The sequence below is a fragment of the Paraburkholderia strydomiana genome, assembly GCF_031456815.1.
In the GTDB taxonomy this organism is placed as follows: domain Bacteria; phylum Pseudomonadota; class Gammaproteobacteria; order Burkholderiales; family Burkholderiaceae; genus Paraburkholderia; species Paraburkholderia caledonica.
The window spans coordinates 1,208,746-1,222,048 of the sequence record NZ_JAVDVL010000001.1 but is presented as its reverse complement, the minus strand read 5'-3'; the positions used below and the strand labels follow the sequence as shown (position 1 = coordinate 1,222,048).

General features: G+C 61.0%; 13 protein-coding genes and 1 pseudogene. 9 read left to right on the top strand and 5 right to left on the bottom strand.

All coding sequences use genetic code 11. The features are described from left to right. Nucleotides 1–107: 107 nt before the first annotated feature. Nucleotides 108–1,166, top strand: a complete 1,059-nt coding sequence (locus J2W46_RS05450; protein ID WP_310351945.1) for a BKACE family enzyme — start codon at nucleotides 108–110, stop codon at nucleotides 1,164–1,166. A 114-nt stretch (nucleotides 1,167–1,280) separates the two neighbouring features. On the opposite strand, the gene J2W46_RS05445 is transcribed toward J2W46_RS05450, so the two are convergent. Continuing rightward, a complete protein-coding gene (locus tag J2W46_RS05445) occupies nucleotides 1,281–2,282 on the bottom strand; it encodes an AraC family transcriptional regulator (RefSeq protein ID WP_020066904.1) in 1,002 nt (333 codons plus the stop codon). A 387-nt stretch (nucleotides 2,283–2,669) separates the two neighbouring features. Here J2W46_RS05445 and J2W46_RS05440 point away from each other — a divergent pair, with 387 nt between their 5' ends. The 8 genes from J2W46_RS05440 (at nucleotide 2,670) to J2W46_RS05405 (ending at nucleotide 10,550) form a co-directional block, all read left to right on the top strand. Next, entirely contained in the window at nucleotides 2,670–3,992 is a 1,323-nt protein-coding gene (locus tag J2W46_RS05440) for an MFS transporter (RefSeq protein WP_310351942.1), read from the top strand. 66 nt (nucleotides 3,993–4,058) lie between these two features. Then, the gene (locus J2W46_RS05435; RefSeq protein WP_310351939.1) at nucleotides 4,059–5,039 is read left to right on the top strand and encodes a quinone oxidoreductase family protein; all 981 of its coding nucleotides are present in this window, start codon (nucleotides 4,059–4,061) and stop codon (nucleotides 5,037–5,039) included. 10 nt (nucleotides 5,040–5,049) lie between these two features. Beyond that, nucleotides 5,050–5,898, top strand: a complete 849-nt coding sequence (locus J2W46_RS05430) for a TauD/TfdA dioxygenase family protein (RefSeq protein ID WP_310066148.1) — start codon at nucleotides 5,050–5,052, stop codon at nucleotides 5,896–5,898. 19 nt (nucleotides 5,899–5,917) lie between these two features. Next, the gene (locus J2W46_RS05425) at nucleotides 5,918–6,478 is read left to right on the top strand and encodes an RBBP9/YdeN family alpha/beta hydrolase (protein ID WP_310351936.1); all 561 of its coding nucleotides are present in this window, start codon (nucleotides 5,918–5,920) and stop codon (nucleotides 6,476–6,478) included. Then, nucleotides 6,465–7,199, top strand: a complete 735-nt coding sequence (locus tag J2W46_RS05420; RefSeq protein WP_310351934.1) for a DsbA family oxidoreductase — start codon at nucleotides 6,465–6,467, stop codon at nucleotides 7,197–7,199. The genes J2W46_RS05425 and J2W46_RS05420 overlap by 14 nt, the downstream gene beginning before the upstream one ends. Nucleotides 7,200–7,285: 86 nt before the next feature. Beyond that, complete coding sequence (locus tag J2W46_RS05415; RefSeq protein WP_310351933.1) at nucleotides 7,286–8,914, top strand: 3-(methylthio)propionyl-CoA ligase; 1,629 nt, start codon at nucleotides 7,286–7,288, stop codon at nucleotides 8,912–8,914. Nucleotides 8,915–8,996: 82 nt separating this feature from the next. Next, nucleotides 8,997–10,142, top strand: a complete 1,146-nt coding sequence (locus J2W46_RS05410; protein ID WP_310351930.1) for a porin — start codon at nucleotides 8,997–8,999, stop codon at nucleotides 10,140–10,142. A 30-nt stretch (nucleotides 10,143–10,172) separates the two neighbouring features. Further along, entirely contained in the window at nucleotides 10,173–10,550 is a 378-nt protein-coding gene (locus J2W46_RS05405) for a BON domain-containing protein (RefSeq protein WP_310351929.1), read from the top strand. 124 nt (nucleotides 10,551–10,674) lie between these two features. Here the strand turns inward: J2W46_RS05405 and J2W46_RS05400 are convergent, their stop codons facing one another. The 4 genes and pseudogenes from J2W46_RS05400 to J2W46_RS05385 all read right to left on the bottom strand — a co-directional run. Further along, nucleotides 10,675–10,932, bottom strand: coding sequence for an RNA recognition motif domain-containing protein (locus J2W46_RS05400; RefSeq protein ID WP_027804449.1), 258 nt, complete (start codon nucleotides 10,930–10,932; stop codon nucleotides 10,675–10,677). 299 nt (nucleotides 10,933–11,231) lie between these two features. After that, the gene (locus J2W46_RS05395; RefSeq protein ID WP_310351927.1) at nucleotides 11,232–12,620 is read right to left on the bottom strand and encodes a DUF3300 domain-containing protein; all 1,389 of its coding nucleotides are present in this window, start codon (nucleotides 12,618–12,620) and stop codon (nucleotides 11,232–11,234) included. 128 nt (nucleotides 12,621–12,748) lie between these two features. Continuing rightward, nucleotides 12,749–13,057 (bottom strand): hypothetical protein, encoded by a 309-nt coding sequence (locus J2W46_RS05390; protein ID WP_310351924.1) that lies wholly within the window; start codon nucleotides 13,055–13,057, stop codon nucleotides 12,749–12,751. Between the two features lie 29 nt (nucleotides 13,058–13,086). Continuing rightward, nucleotides 13,087–13,212, bottom strand: a pseudogene (locus J2W46_RS05385) (PTS glucose transporter subunit IIA); the annotation flags it as partial. Nucleotides 13,213–13,303 lie beyond the last annotated feature (91 nt).

Sequence of the window (13,303 nt, the reverse complement as noted above, 5' to 3'; positions counted from 1 at the left end):
TTCGCGGAAAGGAGAGATGCCGGTGCTGGGCGAGAACCTTGTCAACGACAGGCACTCAGCAGCCCAATCTCTTTCCGCCTCCGTAGCCTGCCTTTTGAGACCCTGTCATGAACTTCCTCGACGGTTCCCTTTACACTGAAAACCAGCAACCGCTGATCATTACAGCGGCGCCGTATGCGCCGGCTTGGGTGCCTTCCGACTTCCCCGAAGATATCCCCGTCACCATTGACCAGCAAATCCAGAAGGCAGTGGATTGCTACAACGCCGGCGCCACCGTATTGCATCTGCACGTCCGCGAACTTGACGGCAAAGGCAGCAAGCGGCTGTCGAAATTCAACGAACTGATTGCTGGCGTGCGCAACGCAGTGCCGGAGATGATTATCCAGGTCGGTGGCTCGATCAGCTTTGCTCCGGAGACCGAAGGTGCCGCGGCCAAATGGCTGAGCGACGACACGCGCCACATGCTGGCCGAGCTCGATCCAAAACCCGATCAGGTGACGGTGACGATCAATACTTCGCAGATGAACGTCGTCGAACATTGGGAAGACGACGACGTCAAGGGAACCTCGATGGAGGATCCCAATGTCTACAATGCGTACAAAGAGATGACAGTGCCCGCCCAGCCGGGCTGGGCAGAAGAGCACATCCGCCGCTTGAACGCAGCCGGGATCCAGAGCGCTTTTCAGTGCTACAACATCAACAGCTTCGAGTCGGTCGAGCGGTTGATCCGGCGCGGCGTCTACAAGGGTCCGCTGGTGATGAACTGGGTGGCCATCGGCGGCGGCATGGACGCGCCGAATATCTATAACCTTGCCAACTTCTTGCGCGCTACGCCCGATGGCGCGGTACTGACAGTGGAAAGCTCGATGCGCAATGTGTTGCCGGTCAACATGATGGGTATCGCGATGGGCCTGCACGTGCGCTGCGGCATCGAAGACAACCTGTGGAATCAGTCGCGCACGCGGAGGATGAGCTCCGTCGAGCAGATCGAGCAACTGGTGCGCATTTCACGCGAGTTCGGCCGCAATATCGCCACCGCCGAGGAGGCGCGCGATATAAGCAAGATCGGCGTGTTCTACGATACCGTGGAAGAAACGCTGCTGGCCAACGGTTTCGCGCCTAACCGCAAAGGTGGCACTCAAGGCTTTCTGCGCAAGGCCGTCTGAACGCGGTGGGGCAGCGCGCAAGATGTACTCAATTGCGCCTGCCCGACCACGTCCTGCGTTGCGTCCATACAGAAGCAGCGCTGGGACAGTTCTGTTGCAGGCCGCCAGCGCCGGTCATTTTGCCTGCCTGTTTCTCCAGTCGCGCGGCGCCATGCCGAAACGCGACCTGAACCAGTTCGTGAACGAGCCCTGCTGGCTATAACCGAGCAGCGCCGCCACACGTCCGATCGGATAGCGCGAGTTGCTCATGTAGCGAACGGCAAGTTCTCGCCGTACTTCGTCGACCAGGTCTGAGAAACTGGTCTCGACCAATTCCAACTGGCGCTGCATCGTGCGGACGCTCAAACCCAGATGGCGGGCAACCGGCTCGACAGTACCTTGCTCCAGAGGCAGCAGGAGGTAGATTGCCTTGCGAACTTCCAGAGCCGTCGAATCCGTCCCGGCTTGCTTCAGTGGTGCGGCGAGGCTTTCCGCGTAGCGGACGAGTTCCGGGTCCGCAGCCGGATTGGGATAGTCGAGATCGGCGGCAGCGCACACGAAGCCGTTGAAGTCGCTGCCGAACTGCATCGGGCAGCCAAAGAAACGTCGGTGAAACGTCAGATCGGCGGGACCGGCGTGCGTGAAGTGAACGCTGCGCGGTTTCCAGTGGACGCCGAGCAGAGCACTGGAATGGCGAGCGAGAACTCCGAGTGCGAGTTCGATCGCCTGATTCGTCGGAGTACCGGCATCAACGACAAGTTCTTCGCGAATCGTGACTGTTGCACCGGCGTCTTCGACATAAACTGCAAGTGCTTCGTTGAGCAGATGGCGGTACTCGGCTGTGGCTAGCAGCACGTCGCGTAACGTGCGTTTGTGCGCGAGCAGAACATTGACCACACCTGTCCCGAACTGATGACGCGTTTCGGCCATTTGCAGAGCAAATGTTGGTGACGACGCCATCCTGGCCGTGAGTTCCAGCAGCCGGCAGCACGGGGCTACCGCAACGCGACTGTCCGGATTTGCAAGCGCAGCCGGATCTACCCCGACCTGTTGCGCGAGCTCCACGGGGTTAAGTCCGAGCCGCCGCGTTACGTCGAAATAACCGCTCATCGCAACCGACCGCAGCATCGTCTCCATTGCGTTTCCCCTCGTGGCAGCGCGCGCTTTGCTGTCCGCTCACGTACTGCTGACCGGCGATTGCGCCGAGCATCGGTGTTTTCACTAAGCGGCGTCAATTCGTAAAAGAATGGCGCGCAATCATTAAATTGTATTGCGCGATTCCCGTATCTTGCAATCACGACATCCCCTATGCCTCGGTCGATTCCGACCCGGACTTGCGAGTGTCGAAAGTTGCCGCCTCGTGCGGTGAGATGAAGGCGCCGCGCTGATGTGTGAAGCGTGCCGGGCTTTTGAAGGTGCTGATTTTTGACAGGCGCAGGGCAGGGCGAAGCAGTCATGGTGAATGAGCCTTTGCGCTGTCATCTAAAGACGACCGCTGACGAGCCAGACGCGGAGGAGACAACTATGCTGATGCAGCATGTAGAACACACAACAGGCGATGTCCTGGTAAAAGAAGCGGACGTCCGCGCCTATGCGTGGGTGGTTTTTGCGTTGACCGTAGGATTGCTGCTTTCCGATTACATGTCACGGCAGGTACTGAATGCCGTCTTTCCGCTGCTCAAGGCAAGCTGGGCTTTGTCCGACACCCAACTCGGTTCGCTGAGCAGCGTGGTTGCGTTGATGGTCGGCGTGCTCACCTTCCCGTTGTCGGTACTCGCGGACCGCTGGGGACGCGTGAAGAGCATCGTGCTGATGGCGGCAATGTGGAGTCTCGCAACACTAGGCTGCGCGCTCGCGACGAACCACGGCGAAATGCTGATTGCGCGCGCTTTCGTCGGTATCGGTGAGGCCGCGTACGGCAGTGTCGGCATTGCGGTCGTGTTGAGCATATTTCCGGCGCGGCTGCGCTCCACGCTCACCGGCACATTCATGGCTGGTGGCGCATTCGGTTCGGTTCTGGGCATGGCGCTGGGCGGCACAGTGGCGGCTCATCTGGGCTGGCGCTCGGCGTTCGGCACGATGGCGGCCTTGGGTCTCGTACTGGTAATCGTCTATCGGTTCATCGTCACCGAGAAGCGGCTTGCGCTGCTTCAGCCGGCAAACGTAGGCAGACACGTACAAGGTCTGGGCGTGCGCATGAGTCTGCGCACGCTGATGAAAGGGCTTTTCTCCACCCGATCGGTAGTGTGCGCGTATATCGGCAGTGGCATCCATCTGCTGGTTCCCGCCGCAATGTGGGCCTGGATGCCGAGCTTCCTGAATCGCTACTACGGCATGCCCGTCAGTAAGGCCGCGATGAGTGCTGCGGTATTCGTGCTGATTACCGGGCTTGGCATGGTGGTGTGTGGGAATCTGGCCGACCGGCTCAGCAAGCGCGCACGCGAAAGAAAATGGATGGCTGCGATCGCATTCTGCCTGATTTGCTTCGCGTTACTGATCATCGGTTTGCGCATGCCTGCGGGTCCGCTGCAACTCGCGGTGATCGGCCTCGGCATGTTCTTCAGCGCGGGTGCAAGCGGGCCTTCCGGGGCGATGGTGGCTAACCTCACGCCGCCGTCTATTCACGCGTCGGCGTTTGCCACACTGACACTGGCGAACAATCTGCTGGGTCTGGCGCCCGCCGCCATTCTGACGGGATTCATCGCTGACCGGATCGGCCTGCTCGGCGCGCTGCAGCTAGTGCCGTTTGCGCCTCTCGTCGCGGCTATTGCATTTTTCATCGGCAGGCGGAACTACGCCGGTGATCTGGATCGTCTGGATGCCCTGCGCGAGCGGGCCGTACGCTGAGCAGAGGTCCTGACCTTCGGCGCGTGCATTTCATTTTGCAGTTGAGTATTGGATAGGAGATTGAACATGGCTAGAGCGATTCGCTTCCATGAGACCGGTGGTCCCGAAGTCTTGCGTTATGAAGAGGTCGAAGTGGGCAATCCCGGAGCCGGGCAGGTCCGTTTGCGCCACGAGGCGATTGGCCTTAATTTCGCCGACACCTACTTTCGCAGCGGTTTGTATCCGGTGCCGATGCCTGCGGGTATGGGCGTCGAAGCCGCAGGGATCGTCGAGGCCGTTGGCGCCGGCGTCACGAACGTCGCGCCAGGCGACCGCGTGACTTATACGGGCTTCGTCAATACGCTGGGCGCCTACAGTACCGAACGGCTGATCCCGGCTGCGCCTCTCATCAAGCTGCCCGAAACGATCTCGTGCGAAACGGCCGCCGGCATGACCATGCGCGGCCTGACGTGTGCCTACCTGATGCGCCGCATCCACGACTTCAGGAAGGGCGATACCATCTTGCTGCACGCCGCTGCCGGTGGCGTCGGTCTGATCGTGTCGCAATGGGCGAAGCTGCTTGGGCTCAACGTGATCGGCACCGTGTCGACCGAAGCCAAGGGTGAAGTGGCACGCGCGCATGGTTGCGATCACGTCATCAATTACAGCCGCGATGACGTCGCGAAACGCGTGCGCGAACTGACCGACGGCGTCGGCGTGAATGTGGTGTTCGACAGCGTCGGCAAGGATACCTTCGAGTCATCACTCGACTCGCTCAAGCGCAGGGGGTTGATGGTGTGCGTCGGCACGGCGTCGGGTCCGATCCCGCCGTTCAATCCGCAGATTCTCGCAATGAAGGGATCCCTTTTCCTGACTCGTCCGGCGCTGGCAGACTACATTGCCGACCCTGCAGAAAAGAATGAGCTCGCCGCTGAAATATTCGGGCATGTCGCTGCCGGCCGTATCAGGATCGAGCTGAACCAGCGTTACGCATTGGAGGACGCGGTGCAGGCGCATCGGGATCTTGAGTCGCGCAAGACGACGGGTTCGTCCGTCTTCGTCATCTAAGGAGCCAGCGATGCACGTCGAACCATTGACATGCGCAATCGGCGCAGAACTAGTCGGCGTCAATCTCGCCGACGCCATTCACGACAACGGCCTGTTTGGTGAGATCCGGGCGGCGCTGTTGAAACATCGCGTGCTGTTCCTGCGCGGACAGGACATCTCACGCGCCGAGCATGTAGCGTTCGCCCGACGCTTTGGCGACCTGGAAGATCACCCGGTCGCAGGTAGCGACCCCGAGTACCCCGGTCTCGTGCGCATTTACAAGACTCCGGATCAACCTAACGACCGTTACGAAAACGCATGGCACGCGGACGCCACCTGGCGCGAAGCGCCGCAGTTCGGCGCGGTCCTTCGGTGCGTCGAGTGTCCACCGGTTGGAGGCGACACGATGTGGGCGAATATGGCACTCGCTTACGAGAATCTGCCGGAGCACATCAAGACGCAGATTGCCGACCTGCGCGCGCGACATAGCATCGAAGCGAGCTTTGGTGCCGCGATGCCGATTGAAAAGCGGCATGCACTCAAGGCGCAGTTTCCGGACGCCGAACATCCGGTCGTGCGCACGCATCCCGAGACTGGCGAGAAGATTCTGTTCGTGAGTGCTTTCACCACGCATTTCACCAACTACCACACGCCGGATCGCGTGCGTTTCGGGCAGGACGCTAACCCGGGTTCGGGCGATCTGCTGCGCTATCTGATCAGTCAGGCCTATATCCCCGAGTACCAGGTGCGCTGGCGCTGGCAGAAGAACAGCATCGCGATCTGGGACAACCGCAGCACGCAGCATTATGCGGTGATGGACTATCCGCCATGTCACCGCAAGATGGAACGAGCGGGAATTATCGGCGACAAGCCGTATTAACCGCAAAGAAGACCGCTTCATGACTACCGATACAAGACCGACCATCCTGATGGTCCCGGGTTTGCGCGACCACGTCTCGGACCACTGGCAAACCCTGTTGCAGCACAAGTTGCCCAATGCAATCTCGGTGCCGCCGCTCGAACACGACAAGCTCAGTTGCGCGGCACGCGTTGCCGCGCTTGACGCAGCGCTCGCGAAGATCGACGGCCCGGTAATCCTGGTCGCGCACAGCGCGGGCGTGATGATTACGGTTCACTGGGCACAGCAGCACAACCGCGAGATTCACGGTGCATTGCTCGCCACGCCGGCCGATCTCGATACGCCGCTGCCGGCCGGTTATCCGACTATCGATGCACTGGCCGAAAACGGCTGGCATCCGACGCCGCGCAAACGCTTGCCGTTTCCGAGCATCGTCGGGGCGAGCCGCAATGATCCGCTTGCGCAGTTCAATCGCGTATCTGCAATGGCGACCGACTGGGGCAGTCGCCTCGTCGATCTCGGCGAAGTGGGGCACCTCAATCCCGCGGCGGGTTTTGGTGTGTGGGCGATGGCGGAGACACTGATCGATGAACTTGTGTGATCAGAACTGGATCGTCCAGGCGGAACGGCACGTTGAAAACAAAGTGGGGCGGCAAGTCGATTCGAAGCGCAATCTGACAATCGACGCCTTTTTCGATTTCATCTGCCCATGGTGTCTGATTGGAAAACGCAATCTGGAGAAGGCCATAGCAGTCTTTGGCGGACTGCGCCCCGACGCACAGGTGAAGGTGCGATGGCGGTCCCATCAACTCCTTCCTTACACGCCACTCAATGGCCTGCCGTACCAGGATTTCTGTCGCGAGCGCCTCGGCGGTCCGGAAGCCGTGATCGCAAGGCGCGCAGAAGTGCAGCGAGCTGGAAGCGAAGCCGGTATCGACTTTGCATTCGATCGGATCAGCGTGTTGCCTAACACCGCCGCCGCGCATGAACTGATCGCCTTTGCTGCAAACCGTCTCGGCGAGGCGCAACGCGCAACACTGGTCGACCGCGTCCTGGTCGCCTACTTTCTGGAAGGCGAGGACATTGGAGACCGCGAGGTTCTCGAGCGTCTCGGGCAGGACTGCGGTCTGGATGGCGAAAGTCTCAAAACGCATCTGACGCAATGGGTGCGCCGCATCGATGGAATCGGCCGACGCGTGTCGCGCCACCAGTCGCGAGTAAGGGGCGTGCCGCACTTCGTGTTCAGCACGGGATACACGTTCTCGGGCGTTCATTCGCCTGAGGTCATTGCTGCGCTTATGGTTTCGGCCACCCGAAATTGAAAGAACTGAAGTTGTCACGACGTATGCCGGTTGTGTGGCAGAGGAACCGGCGCGCGTGCTACTGCAGTCACTCAGGAGAACAAAGAATGCAAGGCTTGATGATGGAGCAACCGCTGCTGGTCGCTTCGCTGCTCGTGCATGCTGAACGCCACCACGGCGCGCAGGAAATTGTGTCGCGGCGAGTAGAAGGAGACATTCACCGGTACCAGTACCGCGATCTCGCACAACGCGCGCGCCGCATGGCCAACGCGCTGGCAGGTCTCGGTGTTCAGCCGGGCGAGCGCGTCGCGACTCTTGCGTGGAACGGTTACCGGCACATGGAGATGTACTTTGCAGCGTCGGGCTCGGGGGCGGTGTTGCACACGCTCAATCCCCGGCTGCACGTCGAGCAACTGGCTTACATCATCGATCATGCGGAAGATCGCGTCGTGTTCTTCGACCTGACGTTTCTGCCGCTGATCGAAAACGTCGCGTCACGCGTCAAAAGCGCAAAGATCTTCGTAGCCATGACCGATCGCGCGAATATGCCGGAGACGCACAGTCTGTCCACGAAGCTGCTGTGCTATGAGGATCTGATCGACGCCAATAGCGACGTTTTCGACTGGCCGCTGCTCGACGAAAACAGTGCGTCGTCGCTGTGCTACACGTCAGGCACCACGGGCAATCCGAAAGGTGTGCTGTACAGCCACCGCTCGACCGTATTGCATACCTACGCGGCCGCGTTGCCCGATTCGCTGAACTGCTCGGCGCGCGACTCCATCCTGCCGGTCGTGCCGATGTTCCATGTGAATGCGTGGGGTTTGCCGTACATCGCTTGCATGGTGGGCGCGAAGTTGGTGTTTCCCGGCCCCGCGCTCGATGGCGAATCGCTTTATGAGCTGATCGAGACCGAACACGTGACGCTATCTGCTGGCGTGCCGACGGTCTGGCAAGGATTGCTCGCTCACGTCGACGCGCTCGGGCGAGCATTCTCGTCGATGCGGCGCACGGTGATCGGCGGAGCTCCCTGTCCGACCGCTATGGCCGCAGCATTCCAGGAGCGCCATGGTGTCGACGTATTGCACGCATGGGGCATGACGGAGTTGAGTCCGGTCGGCACGGTATGCAGTCTCAAGGCGCATCAGCTCACGCTGCCGCAGGCCGATCGTTACGCGGTCCAGGCAAAGCAGGGACGCGCGGTGTTCGGTATCGACATGAAAATCGCCGGTCCCGACGGCGAAGAGTTACCGTGGGACGGCAACGCGACCGGCGACCTGCTGGTACGAGGCCCGTGGGTCACGAGGCAGTACTTCGGTTGCGACGCTGAGTCGCCGCTGCGTGACGGATGGTTCCCAACCGGCGATGTGGCGAAGATCGATCGCGACGGTTTCATGCAGATCACGGACCGCAGCAAAGACGTCATCAAATCGGGCGGCGAATGGATTAGCTCCGTCGAAATCGAAAACGTCGCCTACCTGCATCCCAAAGTGACGGCTGCGGTCTGCATCGGCGCGCGACATTCGAAGTGGGACGAGCGGCCGCTGCTGGTGGTCGTTAAAAAGCCGGACAGCGCGCTCACCCAGGACGAACTACTGGCGTTCTTTGACGGACGGGTAGCGAAGTGGTGGACGCCCGACGCGGTGGTATTCGTTGACTCGGTTCCATACGGCGCGACCGGCAAAGTGCTCAAGCACCGGTTGCGGGAGCAATTCGCGGACTATTTTTTACCGAACTGACACGCCGGGTTATCAAGGCAGCTTCGTTCGAGCAACAGCAAAAAAAAGCCGGCCATGTCCGGCACCACATTGGAGACACAGAATGAAATTGAAGTTGAGCGGCGCCGCGGCGCTGTTATTGTTCGCGGTTGCCGCCCATGCGCAATCGACGGTTACGCTCTACGGCGTACTCGATAGCGGCCTGCTCTATCAGAGCACTTCGGCGGCAACGTTCCTGCCGACCGCGCGCAATCAGGGGCATGTCTATCAACTGAAGGATGGCGGCATCTACGCGAGCTTCTGGGGCTTGAAGGGAAGCGAAGACATCGGTGGCGGATACAAGATCAACTTCAGGCTGCAGGGCTCGTTCAACAGCTCGAACGGCAGGATGGGGCTGCCTGACACGCCGGGCACCACCGCGATCTTCAATCAGTACGCGATGATTGGCGCGTCCGGGCCATTCGGCTCATTCGATGCCGGCCGCCAGATCATTCCGATGATCTATGCAATGGCGGAAACCGACGTTCGCGGCGCACAGTATTTCGGAAGTATCCTGACCGCGTGGCTCGGTGTGAACCAGGCGGCGGGGTGGCCTGGCACGAGCACGAACGCACCGATCGGCGCGCTGTATGACAGTAACGCGTTGGTCTACACATCGCCGAAATTCTACGGAGCGTCGCTCGCACTCGAGTACGCACCGGGAGGCGTCGCGGGCCAGTTCCAGGGTGGCACACGCGAGTCGGCCGTGCTCAAGTACTCGAATTACGGTCTGAATCTATCCGCCGTGTACTACAACGGACACGATACCAATCCGTATCCGATTACTTATCCTGCAACTCCGGCGGCGGTGCCTACGGGGCAGGCGAACAACCGTTTTTACTACTTTGGCGCGCTGTACTCGGTCGCAGGATTTTCGATTTCAGGCTCGTACGGCGTGGGTAAGAATCCGGCCAGAAGTGACACCGTGAATTTCGAAATGGCGTCGGCTGGGCTCGGTTATCAATTCAGCCCGCGGTTCAAGGTCACTTCCGGTTTCTACTATCTGAAGGATCGAAACCATTCAGCAAATCATTCGAGCGAATTCTCTCTGGGGGCTGAGTACAACGTGTCCGCTCGGACCAAGGCGTACGCACAGGTCGGCTACGTCGACAACAAAGGGACCATGAACCAGACGATCATCTATGGAGCTCCGGTCGCACCGGGGGTGTCTACAACGGCGGCGATGGTCGGCATCCGCCATACGTTCTGATTGCTGCATTCTTATCGACCGGAGTAATCCATGAAATCTATTCGCGTTCTCGTAATGGCCGTCGCCACGTTGATCGTTCCGCTTTCCACCAACGCATGGTCACAGGCAAGCGAGATGGCTAGCGCACCTGGGGGATCGGCGAGTGCAGCCTCGGGCAGCGCAGCACCGGTCACGGGCAGAAAAGCAGATCGCGCGCTACGCAGGAAGGTCTATGCCGCGATCGTCAAGCACAAGGAGATCCGTGCCGGAGATATCAGCGTCATCGCAAAAGACGGTGCGGTGACATTGAACGGCACGGTCACGGACGCGGCGCAGATCGGCCAGGTCGCAGAGATCGCAAAAGCGGTTGACGGGGTCACGTCTGTGACTAACAAGCTGGCTGTGAAGAAGCCATTTGGCGGCATGTAGGCGACGATAGCCGGCACGCAATGATGCATTGGAGCAGGCCGAAGCAGGCACCGACTCAAATGCCGTTTTGGCATGCGGGCAGGCCGCACGGCGGCCTGAGCCACGCACTGAAATATTTTTGCGCTTAGCTGTCGTCGCGCTCTGGCATGACCTGCACGACGATGGTCCGATTCTTCCAGAACATGTTGTGGATCCGCGATTGCAGATTCCGCAAAGCGTCGGGAGACGTGTCGTGAAAAGTCACCACAACGGCGGGCCGCGTGCCGGTTCCCTCGACACGCTTGATTTCGTCGAATGACGGAAATCCGTACTTGATCAGAAATTCCCTTATTTCGTCGTCCGATGTGTCGTCTTGCACATTGCCTATCCATATGTCTGCCATGATGCCTCGCTCCAATTTCCCGAATTTACCGCTCAGGCCACGATGTGGACGTCGATATTCGAAGGCGCGCGACTTGCCATCCGGCTTTACGTCGTCGCTTGAATCGTGAAGGCCGCCGCATACCGCGGCAATTGGACCAAAGTCCTACACATCCAAGGTCGTCGGAATGTTGTCGCCGCTAGTGCGACTATCCGCGCGATGATCAGGCGCTCAGCTCGCACGCGAGCGCGACGGTAGGTGGTGCACCCATGACTACATGCCGACAAAATCGCCGTGGTGATGTCACGGTTCGACGCTCTCTAGCGTCTGCCACCGCGTCCGCCGCCGCCGGCCCGCATACCGCCGCCGCCGCCGCCGCCGCTAGGTCGGCTGTAGCCCGAGCCTTGCATGCTGGAGCGTCCACGGTCGGCGCTGCGCTGCGTCGCGCCGCCTGCGCCGACGCCCTGAAAGGCGTTGTCGCGACCCCCGCCGCTGAAGCCGCCACCGGCGCCGCCCGCACGGTCGCTGGTGCGTGACAGGTCGCCCGCGCCAGCGCGGTTCGAGACGCCGCCGCGCTCGCCGGCCGCGGACCGATCCGCGTTTCCCGCGCGATTTCCCGCGTTTGCGTTCGATCGGTCCGCTGCCCCTCGGTTATTCGCATTCGACCGATCCGCCGTTCCAGCACGATCGCCTGCGCCCGAACGGTCGGTGCGCTGGCCTCGGTCCGCCGTGTTGGCGCGTCCGCCGCCTGTCGTATCGCGTCCGCCGCCTGTCGTATCGCGTCCACGGAAATCATTGCGGCCCTCTGCGCCGCCGACGTTGCGCGAGTACTTGTCACGGGTCGCGTTGTCGCGATAGGCGACGCCTTGACGATGGCTGCCGTCGTGCTGCCAGCGTCCGCCTTCGACCTTCGTGCGGTCGAAGTTGCGATCGATGTTCGCCGCCTTGTTGACATTGATATTGACGTCGCCGCCGCCCCAGTTGGCATTGCCGAAGATGGCACCGGCGGCGGCGAGCCCGACGCCCCACGCAAAACCCGTTGCCAGCGCCGCGCCCGGATAGTAGGCCGGGTAAGGCGGCCAGTAGGTGGGCGGATAGGCCGGATAACTCCACGAACCGTACACGGCCGTCGGGTTGTAGGCGGGCACGTAGATGACCTGCGGATTGGCGGGCTCGATCTTCACGATGGTCTGCCCGCCAGCGGGCGCCGCTTCGATGATCACGTTCTGCTGTTCGTTCGACTTGAGGTTGCCCGACTCCTTCGCGCGGGCGCGCAGACGCTGCACAGCGGCGAGCACGTCTTTCTGCTGCGCGAGGAACGCGTCGCCGAGCTTCTGGGTCCAGTCCAGCTTGTCGTTCATGGGTTCGAGAATCTGTGGGAAGGCCACCATCGATTTCACGCTGACGTCCCACGGCTCGTTCGCGACTGCCTTCACGGCGGCGTCGCCCGTGACTTTCGGATTGCTCTTGACCCAGCGCGCCGCATGCACGATTTCCAGCGGGTAGGTTGACGCCATCAGTACTTGCGACAAAACGGAGTCCGGGTAAAGGGCGATCGGCGCGACCAGCGCTTCGATCTCTTCCGGCTTGAAGGGCTCGCGCGGCGGCGCCTGGTCGGTCTGGGCATGTGCGACCCCCGCTGCCAGGGTCAGCGCGACGAGCAGCCACAGCCACGGTGCTGTGGCCCATCGATGGTTCCACGAAGACATGGCTGCTCCTTGAAACTGGTAAGGCCTACTGAAAACGACGACGAACCGACAACTTGTGAAATGTACAACGCTTACTTTGCTTCCCTTCCCGGCGACATTCATCGGCAGGACACTTCATGTGAGCGCGATCACCGCCCCATTCGCCGGTCGTAGCCGCGCGAAATGCGATCGAGCAGCGTAGGGTTGCGCGTGGGCGAATTGAACTGCACGACGACGCTGCCATCGGGTTGCTGGCGCACGCTCGCCGTCACCGTGCTGCCGTCCAGTTCGCCGACGGCGGTGCCGGTGCCGGGGTCCTGGACGCTGATTACCAGACCTTCGTCGCGCATTGCACCCGCTGCCGCGGAGAAGGAGCGGTCGAAGCTGGCCGGGACGGTGACAACGGTGCCGGGCGGCGGGGCGTAATACGGGCAGCCGGTCAACGGCAGCACCAACATGCAGACGCTCAAAAGTACAAAGCGCCTGAAACCGATATGCCGTCGCCGACCATCTTTTGTGCGAAGACCGGATCGGGCACGGTTTCGAGCGGCACCATGACGCCCGAAAGAGGCGCGACCAACTCGATGCGTAGTGGACGCTGAAGAGCTTTCATCGGCGCGACTCCGTTTGACGCCCGGCTGAAACGTGCTGCTTCGAGCGGCGCGAACTCGTCGGGAAGGCGCCGTGAACTGCCCCGATGACTT